This is a genomic window from Marinobacterium marisflavi (assembly GCF_982447095.1).
This window is the reverse complement of the sequence record NZ_OZ457898.1, coordinates 2,280,243-2,303,778: the sequence shown is the minus strand read 5'-3', so window position 1 is coordinate 2,303,778 and position 23,536 is coordinate 2,280,243. Positions and strand designations below refer to the sequence as shown.

General features: G+C 52.8%; 22 protein-coding genes and 1 other RNA gene. 19 read left to right on the top strand and 4 right to left on the bottom strand.

Going from position 1 to position 23,536, the window contains the following annotated elements:
- The first annotated feature begins 16 nt into the window (after positions 1-16).
- The 14 genes from aceE to AC1WNR_RS11240 all read left to right on the top strand — a co-directional run bounded on the left by aceE (position 17) and on the right by AC1WNR_RS11240 (position 14,913).
- Entirely contained in the window at positions 17-2,680 is a 2,664-nt protein-coding gene (gene aceE / locus AC1WNR_RS11305) for a pyruvate dehydrogenase (acetyl-transferring), homodimeric type (RefSeq protein WP_481644592.1), read from the top strand.
- 37 nt (positions 2,681-2,717) lie between these two features.
- A complete protein-coding gene (gene aceF / locus AC1WNR_RS11300; protein ID WP_481644591.1) occupies positions 2,718-4,664 on the top strand; it encodes a dihydrolipoyllysine-residue acetyltransferase in 1,947 nt (648 codons plus the stop codon).
- 359 nt (positions 4,665-5,023) lie between these two features.
- Positions 5,024-5,932, top strand: a complete 909-nt coding sequence (locus AC1WNR_RS11295) for a phytanoyl-CoA dioxygenase family protein (protein WP_481644590.1) — start codon at positions 5,024-5,026, stop codon at positions 5,930-5,932.
- Between the two features lie 74 nt (positions 5,933-6,006).
- Entirely contained in the window at positions 6,007-7,359 is a 1,353-nt protein-coding gene (locus AC1WNR_RS11290; RefSeq protein WP_481644589.1) for a TolC family outer membrane protein, read from the top strand.
- A gap of 134 nt (positions 7,360-7,493) precedes the next feature.
- Complete coding sequence (locus AC1WNR_RS11285; RefSeq protein WP_481644588.1) at positions 7,494-7,859, top strand: CidA/LrgA family protein; 366 nt, start codon at positions 7,494-7,496, stop codon at positions 7,857-7,859.
- A complete protein-coding gene (locus tag AC1WNR_RS11280; protein ID WP_481644587.1) occupies positions 7,852-8,565 on the top strand; it encodes an LrgB family protein in 714 nt (237 codons plus the stop codon). Before AC1WNR_RS11285 ends, AC1WNR_RS11280 begins: the two co-directional genes overlap by 8 nt.
- Positions 8,566-8,631: 66 nt before the next feature.
- Complete coding sequence (gene zapE / locus AC1WNR_RS11275) at positions 8,632-9,750, top strand: cell division protein ZapE (RefSeq protein ID WP_481644586.1); 1,119 nt, start codon at positions 8,632-8,634, stop codon at positions 9,748-9,750.
- Positions 9,751-9,968: 218 nt separating this feature from the next.
- Positions 9,969-10,400 carry a 50S ribosomal protein L13 gene (gene rplM / locus AC1WNR_RS11270; protein WP_481644585.1) on the top strand — a complete coding sequence of 144 codons (432 nt, stop codon included), beginning with the start codon at positions 9,969-9,971 and terminating at the stop codon, positions 10,398-10,400.
- A gap of 13 nt (positions 10,401-10,413) precedes the next feature.
- Positions 10,414-10,806, top strand: a complete 393-nt coding sequence (rpsI, locus tag AC1WNR_RS11265; RefSeq protein WP_481644584.1) for a 30S ribosomal protein S9 — start codon at positions 10,414-10,416, stop codon at positions 10,804-10,806.
- A 286-nt stretch (positions 10,807-11,092) separates the two neighbouring features.
- Positions 11,093-11,689, top strand: coding sequence for a ubiquinol-cytochrome c reductase iron-sulfur subunit (gene petA, locus AC1WNR_RS11260; protein ID WP_481644583.1), 597 nt, complete (start codon positions 11,093-11,095; stop codon positions 11,687-11,689).
- Positions 11,689-12,945, top strand: coding sequence for a cytochrome b (locus AC1WNR_RS11255; protein ID WP_481644582.1), 1,257 nt, complete (start codon positions 11,689-11,691; stop codon positions 12,943-12,945). Before petA ends, AC1WNR_RS11255 begins: the two co-directional genes overlap by 1 nt.
- A complete protein-coding gene (locus AC1WNR_RS11250) occupies positions 12,945-13,721 on the top strand; it encodes a cytochrome c1 (protein ID WP_481644581.1) in 777 nt (258 codons plus the stop codon). The genes AC1WNR_RS11255 and AC1WNR_RS11250 overlap by 1 nt, the downstream gene beginning before the upstream one ends.
- 104 nt (positions 13,722-13,825) lie before the next feature.
- Positions 13,826-14,458: a glutathione S-transferase N-terminal domain-containing protein gene (locus AC1WNR_RS11245; RefSeq protein ID WP_481644580.1), complete on the top strand. Its 633-nt coding sequence runs from the start codon at positions 13,826-13,828 to the stop codon at positions 14,456-14,458.
- 8 nt (positions 14,459-14,466) lie between these two features.
- Entirely contained in the window at positions 14,467-14,913 is a 447-nt protein-coding gene (locus AC1WNR_RS11240; protein WP_481644579.1) for a ClpXP protease specificity-enhancing factor, read from the top strand.
- A 322-nt stretch (positions 14,914-15,235) separates the two neighbouring features.
- Here the strand turns inward: AC1WNR_RS11240 and AC1WNR_RS11235 are convergent, their stop codons facing one another.
- From AC1WNR_RS11235 to AC1WNR_RS11220, 4 genes are read right to left on the bottom strand one after another with little or no spacing between them, the layout of a single operon-like run.
- Positions 15,236-15,811 (bottom strand): BON domain-containing protein, encoded by a 576-nt coding sequence (locus tag AC1WNR_RS11235; protein WP_481644578.1) that lies wholly within the window; start codon positions 15,809-15,811, stop codon positions 15,236-15,238.
- Positions 15,812-15,813: 2 nt separating this feature from the next.
- Positions 15,814-16,404, bottom strand: coding sequence for an SIS domain-containing protein (locus AC1WNR_RS11230; protein ID WP_481644577.1), 591 nt, complete (start codon positions 16,402-16,404; stop codon positions 15,814-15,816).
- A gap of 21 nt (positions 16,405-16,425) precedes the next feature.
- Positions 16,426-16,800, bottom strand: coding sequence for a YraN family protein (locus tag AC1WNR_RS11225; RefSeq protein WP_481644576.1), 375 nt, complete (start codon positions 16,798-16,800; stop codon positions 16,426-16,428).
- 46 nt (positions 16,801-16,846) lie between these two features.
- Positions 16,847-18,706, bottom strand: coding sequence for a penicillin-binding protein activator (locus tag AC1WNR_RS11220; RefSeq protein ID WP_481644575.1), 1,860 nt, complete (start codon positions 18,704-18,706; stop codon positions 16,847-16,849).
- A gap of 45 nt (positions 18,707-18,751) precedes the next feature.
- Here AC1WNR_RS11220 and rsmI point away from each other — a divergent pair, with 45 nt between their 5' ends.
- From rsmI to mraZ, 5 genes are all read left to right on the top strand, one after another.
- A complete protein-coding gene (rsmI, locus tag AC1WNR_RS11215) occupies positions 18,752-19,591 on the top strand; it encodes a 16S rRNA (cytidine(1402)-2'-O)-methyltransferase (RefSeq protein ID WP_481644574.1) in 840 nt (279 codons plus the stop codon).
- Positions 19,592-19,622: 31 nt separating this feature from the next.
- Positions 19,623-19,989, top strand: an RNA gene (rnpB, locus tag AC1WNR_RS11210) — RNase P RNA component class A.
- Positions 19,990-20,363: 374 nt separating this feature from the next.
- On the top strand, positions 20,364-21,350 hold the full coding sequence (locus tag AC1WNR_RS11205; protein ID WP_481644573.1) for a 2-hydroxyacid dehydrogenase: 987 nt from the start codon (positions 20,364-20,366) through the stop codon (positions 21,348-21,350).
- 9 nt (positions 21,351-21,359) lie between these two features.
- Positions 21,360-22,508 carry an aldose 1-epimerase family protein gene (locus AC1WNR_RS11200; protein WP_481644572.1) on the top strand — a complete coding sequence of 383 codons (1,149 nt, stop codon included), beginning with the start codon at positions 21,360-21,362 and terminating at the stop codon, positions 22,506-22,508.
- Positions 22,509-23,076: 568 nt separating this feature from the next.
- A complete protein-coding gene (gene mraZ, locus AC1WNR_RS11195; protein WP_481644571.1) occupies positions 23,077-23,532 on the top strand; it encodes a division/cell wall cluster transcriptional repressor MraZ in 456 nt (151 codons plus the stop codon).
- Positions 23,533-23,536 lie beyond the last annotated feature (4 nt).

Sequence of the window (23,536 nt, the reverse complement as noted above, 5' to 3'; positions counted from 1 at the left end):
CGGCGCATAAGGGAGATTGCTGGTGCAAGACTTAACTAACGATATCGATCCGATTGAAACGGACGAATGGTTGCAAGCACTCGAATCTGTCGCCAATAGCGACGGTAACGAGCGCGCGAAGTACATCCTTTCCAAACTTGGCCACAAAGCGGCTGAGCTGGGCGTAGACAACAGCTCCGTTTTGACTACCCCGTATAAAAATACAATCTCCCCGAAAGACGAACCGCCGCTTCCTGGCGATCTATTCATGGAGCGCCGTATCCGCTCATTTGTCCGTTGGAATGCGATGGCAATGGTTATGCGCGCCAACGACAATGATGAGGGCCTTGGCGGTCATATCTCTTCATTCTCCTCTTCAGCGACCCTTTATGATATCGGTTTCAACCACTTCTTCCGTGGTAACGAGGGTGAGCAGGATGCGGATATGGTCTTCTTCCAGGGCCACATCTCTCCGGGTATCTACGCTCGCGCCTACCTCGAAGGCCGTTTGACCGAAGAGCAGTTGGATAACTTCCGCCGCGAAGTTGATGGCAACGGACTTTCATCTTACCCACACCCTTGGTTGATGCCTGACTTCTGGCAGTTCCCAACGGTATCTATGGGTTTGGGGCCGATTCAGGCAATCTACCAGGCTCACGTAATGCGTTACCTTTCTGCGCGTGACCTCGTTAAGCGTGGTGATCGCAAGGTATGGGCATTCCTCGGTGATGGTGAGTGTGACGAGCCTGAGTCACTCGGTGCTATCTCGCTAGCAGGTCGTGAAGGCCTCGAGAACCTGATCTTTGTAATCAACTGTAACCTGCAGCGCCTCGATGGCCCTGTGCGTGGTAACGGTAAAATCGTTCAGGAGCTGGAAGGCGTATTCCGCGGTGCGGGCTGGAACGTTGTTAAATGCCTCTGGGGTCGTCACTGGGATCCACTGTTTGAACGCGACACTCAAGGTCTGTTGCAGAAGCGCATGGACGAAGTGGTTGACGGCGAGCTTCAGAATATGAAGGCCAACGGTGGTGCATACACCCGCGAGCATTTCTTCGGTAAATACCCTGAGTTGCTCGAGATGGTTAAGGACATGTCGGATGACGACATTATGAACCTCAACCGTGGCGGCCATGACCCATACAAAGTCTACGCTGCATTTAAAGCGGCTGTAGAGCACAAAGGTCAGCCGACAGTGATCCTGGCTCAGACTGTGAAAGGTTACGGCACAGGTAAGTCTGGCGAAGCGAAAAACGACACCCACTCCATGAAGAAAGTGGGTGTGGATGATCTTAAAGATTTCCGTGATCGCTTTAACATTCCTGTTGAAGACGACAAGCTCAAAGAGGTGCCGTACTACCGCCCGTCACCTGACTCACCAGAGATGAAGTACATGTTCGAAGCGCGTAAGCGTCTCGGCGGCTTCTACCCAGTGCGTCGTACTGAGTGTGAAAAACTCGATACGCCTGCGCTTGAAGCCTTTGCAGGTCAGCTCAAATCAAGCGGTGAGCGTAGCCTCTCTACGCAGATGGCGCTCAACCGTGTGCTGAGTGTGATCGTTAAAGATAAACAGATGGGCGAGCGTGTAGTGCCAATCGTTCCTGATGAAGCACGAACTTTCGGTATGGAAGGTATGTTCCGTCAGCTCGGTATCTACTCATCAGGCGGTCAAAAGTACACGCCGGTCGATGCTGATCAGATCATGTTCTACAAAGAGTCCAAAGACGGTCAGATCCTCGAAGAGGGTATTAACGAGTCGGGTGCATTCTCTGCATGGCTCGCCTGTGCGACCTCGTACTCCAACAACAACTGCACCATGGTGCCGTTCTACATCTTCTACTCAATGTTCGGCTTCCAACGTGTAATGGACCTGACTTGGGCTGCGGGTGATTCGCAAGCACGTGGCTTCCTGATCGGTGCAACCTCTGGTCGTACTACGCTCAACGGTGAAGGTTTGCAGCACCAGGATGGCCACAGCCACCTGATGGCGCAGATGATTCCAAACTGTGTCTCTTATGATCCGACTTACGGCTACGAAGTTGCTGTGATCGTACAGGACGGTATGCGTCGCATGTATCAGGAGCAGGAGAACAAGTTCTACTACATCACCACACTTAACGAGAACTACCAGCACCCAGAGATGCCTAAGGGCGCTGAAGAGGGGATCGTTAAGGGTATGTACCTGCTGAAAGAAGGCAAAAAAGCTGACCTTAAAGTACAGCTCTTCGGCTGTGGCTCTATTCTGCGTGAAGTGGAAGCCGGTGCTGAAATTCTGCGTGAAGAGTTTGGTGTTGAGTCCGATGTATGGAGCACCACCTCTATCAACGAACTTAAGCGCGATGCGATGGAAGTCGCTCGCTGGAACCTGCTGCACCCAGAAGATCAGCCTCGCGAGTCTTACCTGGAGCAGTGCCTGAAAGGTCACGAGGGTCCGGTAATTGCGTCAACTGACTACATGCGCATGTATGCAGATCAGCTACGTGAGTACATTCCACGTCGCTACAAGGTGTTGGGTACCGATGGTTTCGGCCGTTCGGATACACGCACCAAACTGCGTAACTTCTTCGAAGTCGATCGTCACTATGTGGCGGTTGCAGCACTCAAAGCTCTGCAGGAAGAGGGCAAGGTCAAGGCTTCCGTTGTTGCTCAGGCAATTGCGAAGTTCAACATTAACCCCGAAAAAGCAGCGCCTTGGACGCTCTGATTCGGCTAACTAGTCACAACCCGAAAGGAGAATTTTTGTGAGCACAATTAAAGTTAGCATCCCGGATCTGAGTGGAGCTGAGAACGTCGACGTAATCGAAGTTCTGGTGAAACCAGGTGACGTTGTAGCCGAGGGTGACAGCATTATTGCACTGGAGACCGACAAGGCCTCTATGGAAGTACCGGCTGAACAGGCGGGTACAATTGTTTCAATCGCTGTGAAAGAGGGCGATCAGGTTAACGAAGGCGATCTGCTGATGGAGCTCGAGGTTGGCGGTGCTGCTGCACCGGCTGCTGAGCCTGCAGCCGAGGCTACTCCTGCAGCTGCTGAAGCGCCTGCACCAGCAGCGGCACCGGCAACTGCGCCTGCAGCTTCTGCTGTCGAGCAGGTGCTGGTACCAGATCTTAGTGGTGCTGAAGATGTCGACGTTATCGAAGTCCTCGTAAAGGCAGGCGATACCATTGCAGAGGGCGATAGCCTGATTGCACTGGAGACCGATAAGGCCTCAATGGAAGTGCCAGCGCCGAAGGGCGGTGTGGTGAAAGCGGTTCACATCAGTGAGGGCGGTAAGGTTAACGAAGGTGATCTGTTGCTGGATCTGGAGGTGGCTGGTGCTGCGCCTGCCGAAGCTCCAGCTGCTGCGGCACCTGTTGCTGACCCTGCTCCAGCTGCTGCGGCAGCGCCGGTGTCTGGTGGTGTCGAAAATGTCCTTGTTCCAGATCTGAGTGGCGCGACAGATGTCGACGTTATCGAAGTTCTGGTGAAGGATGGCGACACGATCGCAGAGGGCGATAGCCTGATTGCGCTGGAGACAGACAAAGCTTCAATGGAAGTGCCGGCGCCTAAGGGCGGTGTGGTTAAGTCGATGAAGATCAAAGAGGGCGATAAGGTCAACGAAGGTGACCTATTGCTCGAGCTTGAAGTGGTAGGTGCAGCACCAGCGGCGGCGCCTGCGGCAGCGGCTCCAGCTTCAGCTCCATCAGCTCCTGCTCAATCAGCTCCGGCTCCGGCTCCGGCTGCTAAGCCGGCAGCGAGCACTGATCTGGTTGCACTTGAGCAGAAGAATCGTTCAGTTCATGCTGGTCCTGCCGTGCGCGCAATCGCACGTGAGTTCGGTGTCGATCTGACGTTGGTTAGCGGTTCTGGTCGCAAGGGTCGTATCGTAAAAGAGGATGTTCAGGCGTACGTTAAGGGCGCGCTGAAGAAACTGGCCGAAGCGCCCGCTGGCGGTGCAGTGACCGGTGGTTCCGGTATTCCTGCAATCCCGGCTGTGGACTTCAGCAAATTCGGTGAGATCGAGAAGGTTAAGCTCAGCAAGATCGACAAGATCACCCGTGACAACATGTCGCGCTGCTGGCTGAATATTCCGCATGTGACTCAGTTTGATGATGCGGATATCACCGAGCTCGAGGCTTTCCGCAAGGAGATGAAGGATGAGGCTGCGAAGCAGGGCGTTAAGCTCACTCCGCTACCGTTCCTGATTAAAGCGGCGGCAGTCTGTTTGTCACGTCATCAGAAGTTTAACGCTTCACTCGATGCTGACGGCGAGCACATTGTTTACAAGAAGTATGTGAACATCGGTATTGCGGTTGATACGCCAAACGGCCTGATGGTTCCGGTGATCAAGGATGCGGATAAGAAAAGCATCTACGAACTCTCGAACGAAGCGATGGAGTTGGCGGGTAAAGCGAAAGATCGCAAGCTCAAGCCAAACGAGATGCAGGGTGCATGTTTCACTATCTCTAGCCTCGGTGGCATCGGCGGTACCGGATTTACGCCGATCGTTAATGCGCCAGAAGTTGCTATCCTCGGAGTCTCTAAGGCGGATATCAAACCGCGTTGGAACGGCAAAGAGTTTGAGCCACGCTTAATGCTGCCACTCTGCCTGTCGTACGATCACCGTGCGATTAATGGTGGTGATGCAGGTCGCTTCCTTACAGAGATGAATGGGCTGCTCAGCGACGTACGTCGTCTGCTTCTCTGATCTAGCTTCAGAGTCAATGCAGTAGTGAAGGCGGGCCTCAGGGCCCGCTTTTTTGTTATATGGTCCCAATTTGGACTGCATGTCGGGTAGTGGCTTACTAACTCGGCGGTGGGCAAATCCGGGGAGTATTTCTCGGCACGCTTCGAGCCCATCCATGGGACGCTTCGTGTTTGCCTTCCATGGCAAACAAGATCCGAGAAACACTCCCCGGATCCGCAATTACCCTCAGCGCAAGGTCCTACTTTAGCAGTGTATTCGAGTAACCAGTTTTAGCCGTCGTTGACCACAATACAGGTAAGTTCGCTTTTCACGCTCAAGAAAACTAAGTAAATTCGAAGAAAAAATCGAGGGTGTGAAACATGCTTGGCGCGGAACAGATCAGTTTCTACCGAGAGAACGGTTACCTGCTTGTCGAGAATGTGGTTACGGCTGAGCAGCTGGAGCGCATGCGTGCTATCGCGTATGAGTTTATTGAGGCGTCGCGTCAGGTCCATGAGAGCGATGAGGTGTTTGATCTTGATGAGGGGCATAGCGCTGAAACTCCACGTCTGACTCGAATCAAGCTACCACATAAACAGCATCCCTACTTTGATGAGATTCTGAAAAACTCCGGTGTAACTGAGGTGTTGCGTGAACTGTTGGGCGACAATGCGAATCTGATTACGGCCAAGCTAAATACCAAGGCGCCCGGCGGTGGGGCCGCAGTGGAGTGGCATCAAGACTGGGCCTTCTATCCGCATACAAACGATGATCTGCTCGCCTTTGGGCTCATGTTAGAGGATGTAGACCTACAAAATGGTCCGCTTCAGGTGATTCCAGGATCCCATCGGGGTCCCGTTCTTAGTCATATGCATGAAGGACGCTTCTGTGGTGCGGTTGATGCCGATGACCCAGAGTTTGACGTAAGTCAGGCTGTGACGCTTACGGGGAGGGCGGGAAGTATGACGGTGCATCATGCGAGGACTCTGCATGGTTCGGCTCCGAACCTGAGTGATCGTCCGCGGCTCATCCTGTTTTACGAAATTGCTAAGGCTGATGCTTGGCCTATCCTCGGTGCTTCCTCCTACATTCATGCGCTGGGCCAGCAGAAGTTCTGGGAGGATCTGCAAGACCGCACAATTATTGGTGAGCCCTGCATAGTCCCTCGGCTGGAGTCCGTACCTGTACGTATGCCGCTACCGCCCTCAGTGGGAATCGGTTCGATATTCCAGCAGCAGCGCTACGGTGGCGCAAAGAGCGCCTTTACCAAGCCTGAAACTCAAAAGTAGCTCGAGTCAGGAGTTGGCAGGTTTCGCAAGCAGGGTCTATCCTGAAGGTACTTTGCTCGTAAGGAAACATCAGCATGCGTATGCCCTCGTCTCACACTATTCTAGCCGCTGCGCTGATTGCGCTGCTTTCAACATCTGCGCAGAGTAAACCGCTCAAGCAGACAATTGCCGAAACGCTAGAGTCGCACCCGCAACAGTTGCGTGCGGTTGAGCGACACGCTGCATCTTTAGAGATGGTTGAGATGGATGAGGCAGGCTATCGTCCGACGCTGGATCTTAGTGCTGGTATCGGGCGCGAGCGTGCCTTTCGCAGCTCAGATAATGACTGGTATACGCGTCGCGAGGCTGGGCTGAGCGCGACGCAGATGCTTTATGATGGCTATGAAACTAAGTCTCGTGTTGATGCGAGTTCAGCGGGTGCGCGAGCTCAAGAGGCGCGCAGTGCTGAGCAGGCCGAGGTGTTGGGGTTAGAGGTTGCAACTGTCTACCTTGATGTAATCCGTCAACGGCAGCTATTGGAGAGCACCAAAAATAACCTGGCGGCTCACCAAGATACTTTCAATAAGATTTCTCGCCGAGCGCAGATGGGCGTCGGCAGTAAGGCTGATGAGACTCAAGCTCGCGGTCGGTTAGCGCTGGCGAACTACAACCTCAGCGTTGTTGAGGGCAACCTTTGGGAATCCGAGATCAATTTTGAGCGCGTGGTTGGTTACAAGCCGGGTGACCTTGAGATGCCAGCGGATGATTGCTGTACACACCTTCCTTACACCGCTGAGGATGCGCGCTATGTTGCCATTATGGAGCACCCGCGTTTTGCGGCCGCTGTTGCTGATCATGAATCTTCGCTAGGACAGGTGGGTGTCGCTAAATCGGCTATGCATCCGAAGGTCTTTCTCGAGGTGGATTACACCAGCAACAAAGGGGCAAATGGTGTCGCTGAGCGCGCGCAGACACTATCGGCCATGGTGCGAGCTCGGCAGAACGTCTACCGCGGCGGATCTGACGAGGCGCGTATCGCAGCCAATGAGCACTTGGCGGGTGTCGCCCGCGCTCAGGGTGAAAAAGATCGTCGAGATCTAGAGGCGGATGCTCAGATCGCTTGGTACGACTTGGAGTCTATCTACCTGCAAATTCCTGAGTTTGAACGTCGTCAAACTGAAGCTCAGGCCACGCGCGATGCCTACGCGCAGCAGTTTAATATCGGTCAGCGCTCACTGTTGGATCTGCTCGACTCAGAGAACGAACTCTTCAGCGCAAATAACGAGCTGATCTCTGCCAAGATTGATGAGCAACTTGCGCGTTATACCCTGCTAGCGCGCGTAGGTCGCCTGCTAGAGTTCATGGAGCTAGGAGTGCCAGAGCATCCCGAGCATCGCAATGACCGGGGAGAACTTCGTGAATCAGTGGAAGTCGCCAGTGCAGAGTAGTTGGTGCCGTTAGAGAAAAGGTCAGCTTTGCTGGCCTTTTTTGTGTCACCTGCCACATTGCGAAATTTAAATGTCATAATGTGATTGTTTTGGTTGGTGCCTGGTTCTAATCTCCAATTAGTGGAGGGAGAGGTATGATTATACATGGCCTGTTGTTGGTGTTGCTGTTTCAGTTGATCGGCGAACTGATCGTCGTATCTCTCAGTCTACCGATACCCGGGCCAGTGCTGGGTATGGTGTTTCTGCTATTAGTGTTGTTATTCACTAAAAGAGTACCAAAGTCATTGCGCACCACCTCGGATACGCTGCTATCGAATCTCGCGCTGCTGTTTGTACCTGCCGGTGTTGGGCTAGTGTTGCACTTTGAACTGCTAAGGTCCGAGTGGTGGATTATCCTGCTGGCGCTGATTATTAGTTCTATTGGTGCAGCTTTAACAACGGCTATGGTCTTCTCGTTACTGCTTAAGCGTCAGAGAGCTAAGGGGAGAGGCGATGCTTAGCGCGACTGAATTCTGGGTCTATTTTGCAGCTCAGCCGCTACTGTGGATTGTGGTGACGCTGGCTGTGTACAGCGCAGCACTGGTTGTACATAGATTGTCAGGTCAAACCCCGCTCTTGCACCCGGTGCTGGTGAGTATGTCAGTGTTGATCGGTCTGCTGTCACTGACATCTACCCCTTATGAAACCTACTTTAGCGGTGCGCAGTTTATTCATTTCCTGCTAGGCCCGGCTACCGTTGCGATAGCGGTGCCGCTGTTCGACTACTTCGAGAAAATACGAGAGCTCTGGTTACCTATTTTGGTTGCTTGTCTGGTTGGTGCCTTCAGTGCGGCAGCGATAGCGGTGGGAGTGGCCTGGCTATTTGATGCTCGCATAGAGACACTGCTATCGATCGCGCCGAAGTCCGTCACTTCGCCTATCGCCCTCGGTATCTCCCAGAAAATAGGAGGATTCCCCGAGCTATCTGCTGCGCTCTGCCTTGTAACTGGGGTGCTAGGTAGTCTGTTAGTACCCTCCGTATTGAAGGTGTTAAGGGTGTCCGATCAGGAGACCCAAGGCTTTGTGCTCGGCCTCACCTCCCATGGATTTGGCACGGCATTGGCGCTAGAGACGGGAGCCTTGGCCGGAGCCTTTGCCGGCCTGGCTATGGGGCTGACGGGATTAATTACGGCGTTGATGCTACCGCTACTGGTGGCCCTCTTCTGAATTGAAATTCACCGAGAGGCGCAGTAAAGTGCGCGCAGTTTTTAGAACTGTTGAGGTGAGAAGTCGATGCCAACTCCGCTAGCGCGTTATAAGAAAGATCTGCAGCGTGATGATTTTTCCTACGATGCCACCCAGGAGATGGCGGTTCAGCACCTCCAGCGTCTATTTGATGAGCTCGTTGCGGCTGAGAACGCACCACGCCCCGGCGGTTTTTTACGTATTCGCACCCGCTTTAAGATGGGTAAGGCCAAGCAGGTTGAGCCGGTCAAAGGTCTCTACTTCTGGGGTGGGGTGGGCCGCGGTAAGACCTACCTTATGGATACCTTCTACGACACCCTGCCGTTTGAGCGCAAAATGCGTACGCATTTTCACCGCTTTATGCAGCGCGTGCACAAGGAGCTAAAAGAGCTCGACGGCACCAAGAACCCGCTGACAACGATTGCCGACAAGTACGCGGCGGAGACTCGCATCATCTGCTTTGATGAGTTCTTTGTGTCGGACATTACGGACGCGATGATTCTGGGTAGTCTGTTGCAGGAGCTCTTCGCTCGCGGCGTGTCTCTAGTCGCAACGTCCAATATTGTGCCTGATGGTCTCTATAAAGACGGTCTACAGCGCGCTCGCTTTCTGCCGGCTATCGATCTATTGAACAGATACACCGAGGTTGTGAACGTCGACTCCGGAATTGATTACCGTCTGCGCACTCTAGAACAGGCAGAACTCTACCACTGGCCCCTCGATGCGCAGGCCGATGTGAGTCTTAACTCAAGCTTTGAGAGCCTCGCACCCGATCTAGAGGAGTTGGAAGAGAACATTAAGATCGAGATCAACAATCGTCACATCCTAGCCCGCAAGGCGTGTGAGGATGTTATCTGGTTTGATTTCGATGCTATTTGCGAGGGCGCACGCTCGCAGAACGACTACATCGAACTCGCCAAGCTCTATCATGCGGTTCTGCTCAGTAACGTCCCACAACTCGGCCGCGCCCGAGATGACGCTGCCCGCCGCTTCATTAATTTGGTCGACGAGTTCTACGATTCTGGCGTGAAACTTATCATTTCAGCGGAAAAACCGATCCACGAGATCTACACTGAAGGCAAACTCAACTTCGAAATCGAAAGAACCAAATCCCGCCTCCTTGAGATGCAGTCCACCGAATACCTGGCCAGAGAGCACCGCGCGTAAAACCCCAGTGCCTAGCGAGACAAAACTTTATAGAGTTAGGCTATTCTATATTTCTGCGATTCATGTATAATCCGCGCTCCGCTAGAAATAGTGGTCGTAACTAGAAAGTTGTATCTAAAGCTGACTCCCCGGAGTTAGTGGGCTTGCAACCAATAATTATAAGGTAAGCCGGGACCAACCCACTGGTTGATTCGAGGTTTATAGATAGGAAACTTAAAATGTCTTACACAGTTAGTGCTAAGCCAGCCGAAGTAAAACGCGACTGGTACGTTGTAGACGCTGAAGGTAAAACCCTCGGCCGTCTGGCAACTGAAATCGCTCGCCGCCTGCGCGGTAAGCATAAAGCGGAATACACTCCGCACGTTGATACAGGCGATTACATCGTTGTTGTTAACGCTGAGAAAGTACACGTTACTGGTAACAAGCGTTCAGACAAAATGTACTACCGTCACTCTGGCTTCCCAGGTGGTCTGAAGGAAGCTAACTTCGAGAAGATGATGCAGACTTTCCCTGAGCGTACTATTGAGCTCGCGGTTAAAGGCATGCTGCCAAAAGGCCCTCTGGGTCGTGCTATGTACAGCAAGCTGAAAGTGTACGCTGGTGGTAACCACCCGCATGCTGCACAGCAGCCTCAAGAACTGAACATCTAAGGGGAAAGCGAACATGGCAACTACTCAGTACTACGGCACTGGCCGTCGCAAAACTTCCACTGCTCGCGTATTCCTGCGTCCAGGCACTGGTAACATTTCAATCAACAACCGCACTATCGAAGAGTACTTCGGTCGTGAAACTGCTCGCATGATCGTTAAGCAGCCACTTGAGCTGACTGACAACGTAGAGAAGTTCGACGTATACGTTACCGTAACAGGTGGCGGCGGCTTCGGTCAGGCTGGTGCGATCCGTCACGGTATCACTCGCGCGCTGATGGAGTACGACGAAACTCTGCGTCCTTCACTGCGTCAGGCTGGTTTCGTTACTCGCGATGCACGTGAAGTTGAGCGTAAGAAAGTGGGTCTGCGTAAAGCACGTAAGAAGCCACAGTTCTCGAAGCGTTAATTCGCTTACTGTATATGCAGTCAAGAAAAGCCCGAGCCTTACCGCTCGGGCTTTTTCGTTCTTAGGTTATTCCAAAAAAGTTAGCCTAATGGTCTTAGTATTTGGTCCGGTAAGGTCCTGTTTCACCTTGTAAAAATAGGGTGTTTTCTTTATTATCCGCGCCAAGAATCCGACTCTATGGTTATAAGCCACGGAATCGCGGAAAACGAATTCATGTTTTCAAAAATCACGCGTCCTAAATCGTTTGATAGGCAGGCGATCTATAGGGCTCAAGGGAGATTAGTTGATGAGCAATGACGGCGTAAACAAGGGCCGGCGTCGACTACTAATCGGAGCCACCTCAGCAGTTGGTGCGGTGGGTGCGATTGGTGCGGCGGTACCTTTTGTTGCTTCATGGAATCCCAGTGCAAAAGCGAAGGCGGCCGGTGCCCCGGTAAGAGCCGATATCAGTAAGCTTGAGCCTGGCCAGCAGATGATCGTAGAGTGGCGCGGTAAGCCAGTCTGGATTGTTCGCCGTACCCAGGAAGCGCTGGCTAACCTAGCGAAACTTAACGATGCTGTTGCTGATCCAAACTCTGAGAAGCCACAGCAGCCTGAGTATGTACCTGCTGACGAGACTCGTGCGATTCGTGCTGAGTTCATGGTGATGGTGGGTATCTGTACGCATCTAGGTTGTTCACCAACTTACCGTCCTGAGATTGCGCCAGATGATATGGGTGCCGATTGGCTGGGTGGCTACTTCTGCCCTTGTCACGGTTCACGCTTTGACCTTTCTGGTCGTGTATACAAAGGCGTACCTGCACCAACTAACCTGGTTGTTCCACCTCACTCTTATGAGGGCGATAACACGCTCGTCATCGGCGTAGACACGGAGACTGCATAATGGCTGGTTCACGTAATAAGGGTAACCCAGGCTTCATGGGTTGGATTGATGATCGCTTCCCAGCAACTGCGCTGTGGGACGATCACCTTGCGAAGTACTACGCGCCGCGTAACTTTAACTTCTGGTACTTCTTCGGTTCACTGGCGTTGTTAGTGCTGGTAAACCAGATCGTTACGGGTATCTGGCTCACTATGAGCTACAACCCATCAGCAGAAGGTGCATTCGCCTCTGTTGAGTACATCATGCGTGATGTCGAATTTGGCTGGCTTCTGCGCTATCTGCACTCTACCGGTGCATCAGCCTTCTTCGTGGTGGTATACCTGCACATGTTCCGCGGAATGATGTACGGCTCGTACCAGAAACCACGTGAGCTGGTGTGGCTCTTCGGTATGACTATTTATTTGGCATTGATGGCTGAAGCCTTCATGGGCTACCTGCTGCCATGGGGTCAGATGTCTTACTGGGGTGCACAGGTAATCGTATCCCTGTTTGGCGCTATCCCTGTTATCGGTGAAGACCTGCAGCAGTGGATTCGTGGTGACTACCTGATATCAGGCATCACGCTGAACCGCTTCTTTGCGCTACACGTTATTGCTCTGCCGATTGTTATCCTCGGCCTTGTTGTGCTGCACATCATCGCGCTGCACGAGGTGGGTTCTAACAACCCTGACGGCGTTGACATCAAAGATAAGAAAGATGAAAACGGCGTACCCTTAGATGGTATCCCATTCCACCCGTACTACACGGTCAAAGATATCGTGGGTGTCGTGGTGTTCCTGTTCGTCTTCTGCTTTGTGGTCTTCTTCTTCCCAGAGGGCGGCGGTTATTTCCTCGAGAAGCCGAACTTTGAGCCGGCAAACCCGCTGAAGACACCGGAGTTCATAGCGCCTGTATGGTACTTCACGCCGTTTTACGCGATTCTGCGTGCGATCACCTTCCCGCTCTTTGGTCTTGATGCGAAGTTCTGGGGTGTAGTAGCAATGGGTGCTGCGATCGCGATCCTATTTGTTCTGCCTTGGCTTGATCGCTCGCCTGTACGCTCAATGCGCTACAAAGGTTGGTACAGCAAGACAGCTCTGCTGATATTTGCGGTCTGCTTTGTAATCCTGGGTATTCTTGGTGCGATTCCGGCTACCCCAGGCCGTACTACAGTTGCTCAGATCTGTACTGCGCTCTACTTCGCGTACTTCATTCTGATGCCTTGGTACACGCGCAAAGAGAAAACGTCACCAGTTCCGGAGAGGGTTACAGGCTAATGAAAAAGTTTATTGTTGCTTTCTTAGTCGCTCTGCTGCCTATCGGAGCGCTCGCTGCGGGCGGTGCAAAACTGCCGCTGCAGCACATCGAAACAGACTACACAAACCAGGCTTCACTGCAACGCGGTATGCAGACATTTGTAAACCGCTGTATGGGTTGTCACTCAGCTGAGTTCCAGCGTTTCGAACGCGCTGCTCAGGATCTGGGTATGCCAAACAACCTGGTAGAAGAGTATCTGATCTTCGATAAAGACAAGAAAATTGGCGAGCAGATGACTATCGCCATGGCGAAAGAGGATTCGCAGGTTTGGTTCGGTAATCCACCGCCTGATCTGACTCTTGAAACACGTCTACGCGGTGCTGATTGGGTTTACACCTACCTGCTAGGTTTCTATGAAGATCCCTCTCGTCCTTGGGGCGTTAACAACGCAGTCTTCAAAGACGTTGGTATGCCTAACGTTTTGGAAGATCTGCAGGGTGTTCAAAAACTAGCATGTACTGAAGAAGTGCTGCTGCGCTACGGTATCGAGGGCGACATCGATCCTCTGACTGGAGCCCGCGTAGGCGGTTGTTTGAGTCACGATGCTGCAACCGGTGAGTTGACCGCACAAGAGTTCGATAAAGTTATCTATGATCTGGTAAACTTTATGGCCTACATGGCGGAGCCGTCTAAGCAGGACGCTCACCGCATCGGTACTTATGTACTTGTCTTCCTGTTCTTCTTCTTCTTCCTGGCTTATGCCCTGAAGCGAGAGTTCTGGAGAGACATCCACTAAGAGTCGCTCTTGTAGAGTTCTCTTAGGAAAAGACAACTACGCGATCCTTCGGGGTCGCGTAGATTTTTTTATTTTTGCCGTTGAATTTTATGGGGTGACCTTAAATGGGCGTAGTAGCTAAACGATCTTCAATGACCTTCTTCTCAGATGCGGGTGACCAATACAGCCACCGTGTGCGCATTGTGCTTGCAGAGAAAGGCGTTGCAGTTGATGTAATTGACTGTCAGGAAGATGAACTACCTGAAGATGTTGCTGCATTGAATCCATACAACAGCCTGCCTACACTGCTGGACCGCGAGTTGGTGCTGTTTGAGCCGGGTGTGATGATGGAGTACCTTGACGAGCGTTTCCCACATCCGCCACTACTGCCTGTGTACCCGGTAGCACGTGCCGAGAGCCGTCTCTACATCTACCGTATTCAGCGCGACTGGTCACGTTACGCAGACACCATTCTGAACAGTGATGGTACCGACGCCGAGATCGAAGAGGCGCGCAAAGAGCTGCGTGACAGCCTGGTCGCTATCTCACCGATCTTCGCTGAGAAGCCATACTTCATGAGCGACGAGTTCAGCTTGGTTGACTGCTGTATTGCTCCTATCCTCTGGCGTCTGCCAGCGATGGGTATTGAGATCCCAGAAGCGCAGTGCAAGCCTCTGGTTAAATACATGGAGCGTCTGTTTAACCGTGAGTCTTTCCAAGAGAGTCTGTCAGAGGTTGAGCGCGAACTGCGCGACTAAACGCTGATATGTCTGATATCACCCCGAGCCGCGGCTACCTCGTTAGAGCGTTATTTGATTGGATTATCGATAACGATCTGACGCCTCACTTGGTTGTTGCGGCCGAGGTGCCTGGCACCGATGTACCTGATGCCTATGTCAAAGATGGGCAGATCACCCTCAATATCGCACCCTCAGCGGTCCGTGACCTCTACATGGACGCAGATGCGGTTAGCTTCAACGCTCGCTTCGGTGGTGTACCTACACAGATCTATGTGCCTACGGCATCTATTCTTGCGATCTTTGCACGAGAGAATGGCCAGGGCATGGGTTTTGGTATGGAACCTGGTGCGGATCTGCTTCAAGCTCAGATTGAAGCAGCTCTTGAGGCTGGTGAACCAGTAGCTCCGACCGAAGCGCCTGAGACTCCCAAGACTACAAAACCGAAGAAGCCTGGTCTTCGAGTCGTTAAATAGCACCACCGGATACACTAGCCTCCCAACGTTGCCGTTTCCGGCAGTCGAAAAAGCCCTAAGTCTTGGTTTTGGTTGAAGGCTCATTTCTGTAATGGGTTTTCTAATGTTTCAAGGTTGGAAAGATCAATTGCCGCCGAGGCTTGGTAAAGCTCTTAGGAGTGGCCGTGCGCTCGGTGTTACCTTCTAGGATTTTCGTAGCCAGGGAAGATGGAGCAAAAGCGTTTCAGGGATGAACTTGAAGCGGTCCTAGAAGGTAACACCGAGTGCGCGGTCGCACTCGAGTTTTGGGAAGCTAGCCTTTAGTTAGACGGGTGAACGCCGTCTACGGGAGAGGGACGTACTCGAATACTTTAACGATTCGCTGAACGCCTGGTACCGCACGAACAACGTTTACAGCTCTATCGGCTTCGGCCTGGCTTACGAGGCCCATCAGGTAAACTATGCCGTTTTCAGTGATGACCTTGATTCGAAGTCCTTCAACGCTTTTGTCCGCTAGCAGCTGCAATTTGATACGGCTGGTGAGGTAGACGTCGTTTGAACGGACGATTGTTGAGGTTGGGCCTGCGATCTCAAGTTCGTTGTGAACGCGTTTCACTTCACGTGTCTTGTTAATGACATCCTCAGCCTCACGCTTTATCGACTCATTTGGTACCTGGCCGGTCAGCAGTACTTGGCCGTTAAAACTGGTTACGTTGATATGAGACTGCGACAGTGGCGCAGAGCCTTTGCTGATATTGACCAGAGCTTTAAGCTCGATAGCCTCATCTTCAATGTAATTACCGATGGTGCGGTTGCCTTGGTTCTCGCGGATCGGCTCCTCACGAGTGGCGCTGACCAGGTTAGAGCAGCCGGAGATCAGTGTTGTGCTTGCGAGTAGGGCGATGGCCAGTTTCTTCATGCTTATTCAGCTCCAAATAGTTGAAATTCGATAAGGTCAGCAAGGCTGTGAAGTATTAGGGTATGAGCCATGTGGATGCAGGGATCATCATCACTGGCGATACAAAATTCGATCTCTTCAGGACGAAGAAGAGCGGTCATATTACCGCCATCACGCCCGGTAAGTGCAATCACCTGCATGTCGCGGTCATGTGCTGCCTGAATGGCTTGTACTAGGCTGGCATCGCGTCCGCCTGTGGAGATGACAAGCAGGATGTCACCGGCGTGGCCAAGTGCCTGAATTTGCCGCGCGTAGACCTCTGCGTAACCTGAATCGTGTGCAATGCCCGTCATTACGGCTGAGCTTGCATTGAGTACGCTGCAGGGGAGACCCGGACGGTCATGGCGAAAACGGTTCAGTAGTTGGGCGCTAAATTGCGCGGCGATTGCCGCTGAAGCGCCATTACCGGCGCAGAGGATCTTACCCTCTGAAACCAGGCACGGGAGGATAAGCTCCGAGGCCTCAGCGATCATTGGAGTGTAGTGCTCAATGGTCTGAGCACAGGTATCCATCGTGCTGTGGAAATGGCTGATTATGCGCTCTTCGAGTTCCATTAAGTCCCTGTTTGTGCGTCGTTATTCAGGTCGAAAGGCATCTTTATACCACAGACACTGATTGGGTTGTTGATTTGAGTCGATGGTAACCAGATCAAAGCGACAGGTCGAGTCAGCATATCCAGGATTGCGCATCAGCCAGAGTTGAGCGGCGCGGATAAGCTTACGTTGTTTACGCCAGTCGACTGACTCAAGTGCACCGCCCCAACCAGCGTGCTGGCGGTAGCGCACCTCTACAAACGCCAAGCAACTGCCATCGGTAACTACCAGGTCTAATTCACCAAGTCGGTAGTTGGCGTTGCGCGCTAGTACCCGACAACCTTGCCCTATTAGGTGCTGCTCCGCGAGTTGCTCGTATCGAGCACCTCGTGCCCGAGTGTCGTTTCGACTATCCATGCTCTCCTCCTTGAGTGCGTCGTTGGATAATTTGGATAGTCTTAGCTTAGTTGCTGGAGCTAAAAAGTGCCTCTTCAGCTATCGGCTCTTCGACCGGGATCTTCGGTGGGCCGAGTAGTACAGGCAGTCCCTGATCAAACCCCGCCCATACCAGTTCGCGTCGCACCCGACGGTCGGTTCCCAGTGTTAGCCGACCTGTCAGCCCGTCGAAGAAAATCTCATCAGAGCCCTCGAGCTGGCGCAGGAAGGGGTGGAGCGTGAAAGCGTCAGCCCCTAGCGCATAGAGACGACCGAGACGACTTTGGGTATCGGGACGTTCGGCACCGAGCTGCAAGTTAATCGGTGAAACCGGGTTTAGCAGCCAAGGTGTATCAGCAAATTGTACACCGTTAAGGTCGATATCACGCACGGGATCCGGGTTGCCATCGAACAGATGCGAGGTCGCGTAGACCGGATAGTTACCCGCAAAGTGGAAAGCCAGCATCGGTTTAAGCTGTCGCGCGTCGCGCGCAGATGCTGTTAGTAGAATTGCATCGATATCGCGTCGTGGACGAGCATCAAACTCTAGCTTCTGGCCCAGCGTTTTGCGCAGCTCATCGTAGCGCGCGGAGCTAAGCTGGGTATTTAGCAGTTCGGATACTTGGCTCGAGAGGTCCTCGCTGCTCTGGTATTGCAGCTCTGTCGCAACCTCCGCTTCAAACTCCGTGATCGCCTTAAGATAATCCTCGCGTGCTTTTAGGCCCCAAGCAGCAGCTGGAGTAATTAGAGCAAAACGCCTGTTGCCTTCGAGTACCGCGCGCTCAACCACTTGCGTGATCTCTTGGTCGGAGGAGAGGTCCAGTGTGTAAATGTTGGGTGCCGTGTTTTGGCTCTGGTTAAACACAATAACTGGAACCGGTAAAGCCTGACGAGCAGTCAGTTGATCGATCAGAGAGCCCTTGAGCGGTCCGATAATCAGGTCAATGCGCTCTCTCTGGGCGTAGTCCAACAGCGCCTGTGCGCTCTGAATCTGCTTAGTATCAAGCGTCAGCAGCTCGGGTACCGGCAGGTTCTGTGTTTGGCGCTGATAGAGGGCGGCGCTAACCCCTTCACTGATGATGCGAGCGGGCTCTGCAAGCTGTCCACCAAAGGGCAGCGCGAGTAGAACGCGTTTCGGTACCAGGAGATCGGCATTCAGCAGTGCTGCAAGTGCCTGGGGTGGATTCGTGTTGGCTGGGTGAGCTGCCCAGAGTTGTTGCCACTGGGTCAGAGCGTCACGCTGGGTTGATAGGTCCGCCTGTTTTGCTAGGCTAAGTGCCAGCTCGATCCAGCCCTGCTCATAAAAACCGTAGTTATTCAGACTAGCGGCGACCAGGCGCTCTGAATCGACGTCCAACAGTTGGCGCCAGATCAAATTGTTGAGCCGTTCAAGCTCAGCGCCCTCGGTGGTTTTGGCAACATTGATAAGCTCTAGCGCAGCCGCAAGTGGGTTTTGCTGCTGTTCGTAGGCTTGGGCGCGCAGGCGGCTAAACTCGACGCGTTGCGTCACGCTTAGGTCTGGAAATTGCGCCGCATCGAGAAACTGTAAGGCGCCATTAGCATCTTTGCGGTCGATAGCTGCGCCGGCGCGCAGGCTGGTGATCTCGAATGCGAGGTTGGGCGGCAGAATAGCGATATCAACCGTTTCGAGTGCTTGAGTTGCCCCTTGAATATCACCGCGCTGCTTCAGCATTTGTGCTGCTTGCAGTCTAAGCTCGGCTGCACGCAGAGGTTGAGCAGTTGCTGCGCTGCTCAGCAGTTGCTCGACGCTCAACGTCTTTTCAGTGACGCTCGGTGCCTGAGTGGATTGCGGGGGTGCCGCACAGCCCGCGAGAAGTGCTGTGGTAATGCCGGCGGCCCAGAGCAGCCTAAATCTGTTGCCTGTCATGGTATAGTTCACACCCTGTGATCAGTACGGATGGAAAATTCAGTTATGTCAGCGCCGAGACTCTACGTTGTCGCAACGCCCATAGGTAATCTTGCGGACCTTTCGCCTCGCGCTCAGCAAATTCTAGCAGAGGTTGATCTGATTGCAGCTGAGGATACGCGCCATACGGGTCGGCTTTTGCAGCACTTTAACATTAAAGCCAATCTGATTTCAGTCCATGATCATAACGAACGTCAGCGTGCCGATATGATTATTGATCGTTTGCAGCAGGGGCAGCAGATTGCGTTGGTCTCTGATGCAGGCACGCCGTTGATCTCTGACCCCGGCTTTGTGCTGGTGCGAGCGGTACGCGAGGCGGGCTTTGAGGTCTCTCCAGTACCAGGATGTTGTGCCTTTGTTGCAGCCCTAAGTGCCTCCGGTATGCCCTCAGATCGTTTCAGTTTTGAAGGCTTTCTGCCGGCCAAATCGGGCGCTCGTCAACAGGCTCTCTCCGAGCTGGCCGAGGCGACACAGACGTTGATCTTCTATGAGTCCACCCATCGTATTGTCGATTCACTTCGAGATATGCAAGCCACTCTTGGGGCCGATCGCTTTGTGCTGGTGGCCCGGGAGCTGACTAAAACCTTTGAGACAATCAAAGGGGCGCCGCTCAATGAGCTGCTTGAGTGGATTCAGGCGGACTCTAATCAGCAGCGCGGGGAGTTCGTTGTCATTGTGCATGGCGCTCCAGCGCGAGCGGATACAGGTATCAGTATTGAGGCGGAACGGATTCTCGGTCTGCTAGTAGCGGAGCTACCTCCGAAAAAAGCGGCGGCGCTCACTGCTGAGATTACCGGAGCTAACAAAAAAGCGCTCTATCAATTGCTACTCGATAAAAAAGGCTAAACCCTAGGGGCAGCTGTGATAGAATCGCCGCCGAGTCTGCCAGGCAGTCGCCGCTTCAGCTTGCTGGAGGGGAGGAAAGTCCGGGCTCCACAGGGCAAAGTGCCAGATAACGTCTGGGCGGCGTGAGCCGACGGAAAGTGCAACAGAAAGTATACCGCCTAAGTGGCGCTCTCTTCGGAGGCGTGACCGGTAAGGTTGAAATGGTGCGGTAAGAGCGCACCGCGTAGGTGGCAACACTCTACGGCGATGGAAAACCCCACTCGGAGCAAGACCAAATAGGGACCCACTAAGGCATGGCCCATGCCGGGTCCGGGTAGGTCGCTTGAGGCTAGTAGTGATGCTAGCCCTAGAGGAATGACTGTCCACGACAGAACCCGGCTTATCGGCAGACTCGCTTTTTCCCTCTTTTTCCTTCCCTGAAATTACCGGGTCTCGCATTACATAGTCAACGCGGGTTAAAACTTGGCCTCGAACTTGCTTGGTTCAGAGTGAACCGCTCCATACATTTGAATTTCTTAACTATACTTTGAAAATCGAAACGAAGTTGAGCACGGAAAACTTTACGGAGAGCTATAGAATGGGTAGCAACGTCCCGGAGAGACGCAAAGGTGGCGATCGACGTGATGGGTATGAGAGGCGCACACGCGTAAATCAATTTGAACGCAGGGTGCGGCCGCAAGGACGACGTGAAACTGATTAGGCACACTCCTCCTGACAGCGCTGTCCACTACTCCTCGGTGGTTATAGTTTCCGCGTCTAGGAATTGCCTCCAATGAAAGTTCTTGTTTATAGCACGCGCAAAGATGAGCGTGCGTTCTTGGCTGATGCCTTCTCTGGCTCAGATTTGCTACCCCAATTTGAAGAGATCCATCTCGACGCGCGCACCGCTGCTCTTGCTGAGGGTTATGAGGCGGTCTCTGTTTTTGTTAATGACCAGGTGGATGCTGGTGTCATTGAGGTACTAGCCACAATGGGCGTGCGCGTAATCGCCTTGCGCTGTGCCGGGTATAACAACGTTGATTTAGAGGCGGCCAAGCAGTTCTCTATACAGGTTGTTCGGGTGCCAGCCTACTCGCCTTACGCGGTCGCTGAGCACGCAGCAGCACTGCTATTAGGACTCAATCGCCATATTCACAAAGCCTACAATCGTGTACGCGAGGGTAACTTCTCTCTGGATGGGTTGGTGGGTTTTGATCTACACGGTAAGTCTGTCGGAGTTATTGGTACCGGCACCATAGGTCAGGTCTTCTGCTCAATTATGCGAGGATTTGGCTCGCAGGTATTGGCCTTTGACCCCAATCCTAATCAGAGTCTCATCGATGCCGGTGTCAGCTATGTTGCGCTCGACGAGATTTACCGGTGTTCGGATGTGATAAGTCTGCACTGTCCGTTAACACCGCAGACCCACCACCTCATTGATAATAGTGCGATCATCAGAATGAAACCGGGAGTCTTGCTAATAAATACCAGTCGCGGTGGTTTAGTGGATACCCAGTCAGTTATTAAAGGATTAAAATCCGGACACTTGGGCGGGCTTGCGCTAGATGTCTATGAGGAGGAGGCGGATCTCTTCTTCGAGGATCTCTCAGATCAGGTTATTGCAGATGACGACCTAATGCGCTTAACCACCTTTCCCAATGTTATAATTACTGGGCACCAGGCGTTCCTCACCCGCGAGGCGCTGCAGAATATTGCTCAGACCACCGTCTCAAATTTAACGCTGCTGGCACAAGCACGGCCTTGTGAAAACCTGCTCTAGAGAGTTTCTATGGAATACCTGATTACCGATACCCGCACGGGCGTCGCTGAACGAGACTTTAGGCTCGACAACAGCGCGCTGCCGGCTGATTTTCCAGTTGCCTTTGATTGCCGTCACCAGACTCTGCGTGGTGGTAAGCAGGAGGGCTCCGAGGTGATCACGCTGAATGTTGGCGCGCTCTCGGTCGCCGTCTCGCCCAGTCGTGGTATGGGTGTGCTCTATGCGCAGCAGGGCGATCTGCGCTTAGGCTGGGATTCTCCGGTGAAGGAGGTGGTGAATCCGAGCTTTATTGAGCTCTCGAAACATAACGGTCTAGGCTGGCTTGAGGGGTTTAATGAGCTCGTTGCGCGCTGCGGATACCAGTGGTCCGGACATCCGGGTCTGGATGGCGATGAGATGTTAACTCTTCATGGTCAGATCCAGAACATCCCTGCTTCAGTGGTTCGTTTGACGGTAGAGGACACACCGCCTTACCGTGTTCGTCTCTCGGGTCGTGTTGATGAGCGCTGTTTTAAGAAAGTGGAGTTCGAGGTGTGGACGCATCTGGTCATCACTCCTGGGGAGGCTCGTTTCACACTTGAAGATGAGTTGATCAATCGCAGTTCCTACCCAAAAGAGTATCAAGCGCTCTACCACAACAACTTCGGTGCGCCGATATTGGAGGAGGGGGCGCAGGTACGCGTGCCTGCGAGTCAGGTCTCGCCATTTAATGCGAGAGCGGCCGAGGGGCTTGCAAGCTGGGCAAGTATGCCGGCTCCAACAGCGGGGTTTGATGAGGAGGTATTTAACATCAGGCCTATCGGCGACTCTGAGGGTGATACGCTGACGCTCCTCCATAATGCTGCAGCTGATAGGGGAGTTGCGATGGGCTTCAACTTGCGGCAGTTACCGGTACTGACGCTCTGGAAGAATTGTGACACTCCCGAGCAGGGTTATGTGGTTGGGTTAGAGCCCGGTACAAGCTTTGCCTACAATCGGCGATACCAACGCGACTTAGGTTTGGTGCCATCTATAGGGGCTGGTGAGAGTCGTAACTTTGTTGTCAATTTTGATCTTCTGTTGGATGCCCAGGCGGTTGCGAACGCTGAAGCCAAGGTGGAGTTGCTGCAGGGTGAATCTGAGTTGGAACTTCGTGCAGAGCCTTTGGTAACGCTATAAGGCGCGCTTTAGGCTTTTTCAGCTTTATAAGTTCATGGCTGTTTTTATGTGCTCATGGCTGTTGTCATAAGCTCAGGGCGGTTTCTATGCGCTCAGGGCTGTATAAATTTTGTTCAAACTACCGGCGTGTAACCTGAGAATCTTTCATCTTAGCTGGAATTGGCTGCCTTGCGCCTGCAACTCGCTGAATTTCATAGACTATTTCTGCATATGAGAATGGACGAAACCGAGGGTTTCGTTCAAATCTCTCCCACTTTTCTACCACTTACCAGATGTCTCACCTTAACTGCCTCAGCAGAGCATGGGTACAATCTTATTAACACTTTGATAAATAGAGTTATTTTAGTTTTTCTGAGTCTTTTTTCGTCCTCGTGTTGCGCTTTTTACAGTTGAGGTGTGCGGTTATTTCCTTAGTTGCAAAGGGGAGATTTAGGCCCTATAGTGTCGCTGTGTGGTAAAAAGTGGGTCAAAGTGGGTCAATGTGGAAATTTCTTGGGGGAGATAATTTCCATAGGAGCAACACCGTAGAGTGTGCTCCAGGGCTTCACTGACAGGAGTACGTGACGATATGTTTCGTGGGGTTAATCAAATCAATCTGGACGCGAAGGGGCGCATGGCAATGCCGGCCCGCTATCGCGAGCAGATTGCTGACTGCTGCGAAAACGAACTAGTCGTCACAATCGATACCGAAGCTCGCTGTCTGCTTCTCTATCCGCTGCCCGAATGGGAGGTGATTGAGAAGAAGCTTGAAGCTCTACCCAGCTTTAACCCTGCGGCTCGCCGCATCCAGCGTCTCCTTATTGGTCATGCGACCGATATTGAATTGGATGCGAGCGGCCGCCTTCTTCTACCTGCGCCGCTACGTGAGTATGCGATGCTCGACAAAAAGCTCGTGGTCATGGGGCAGGGGCGCAAGTTCGAGATCTGGAGCGAAGAGCTCTGGAGCTCTCAGCGTGACGAATATCTGGCCGAGTCAGATCAGACTCAAGGATTGCCGGATGAGCTACAAACTCTCTCTTTATAAAGGG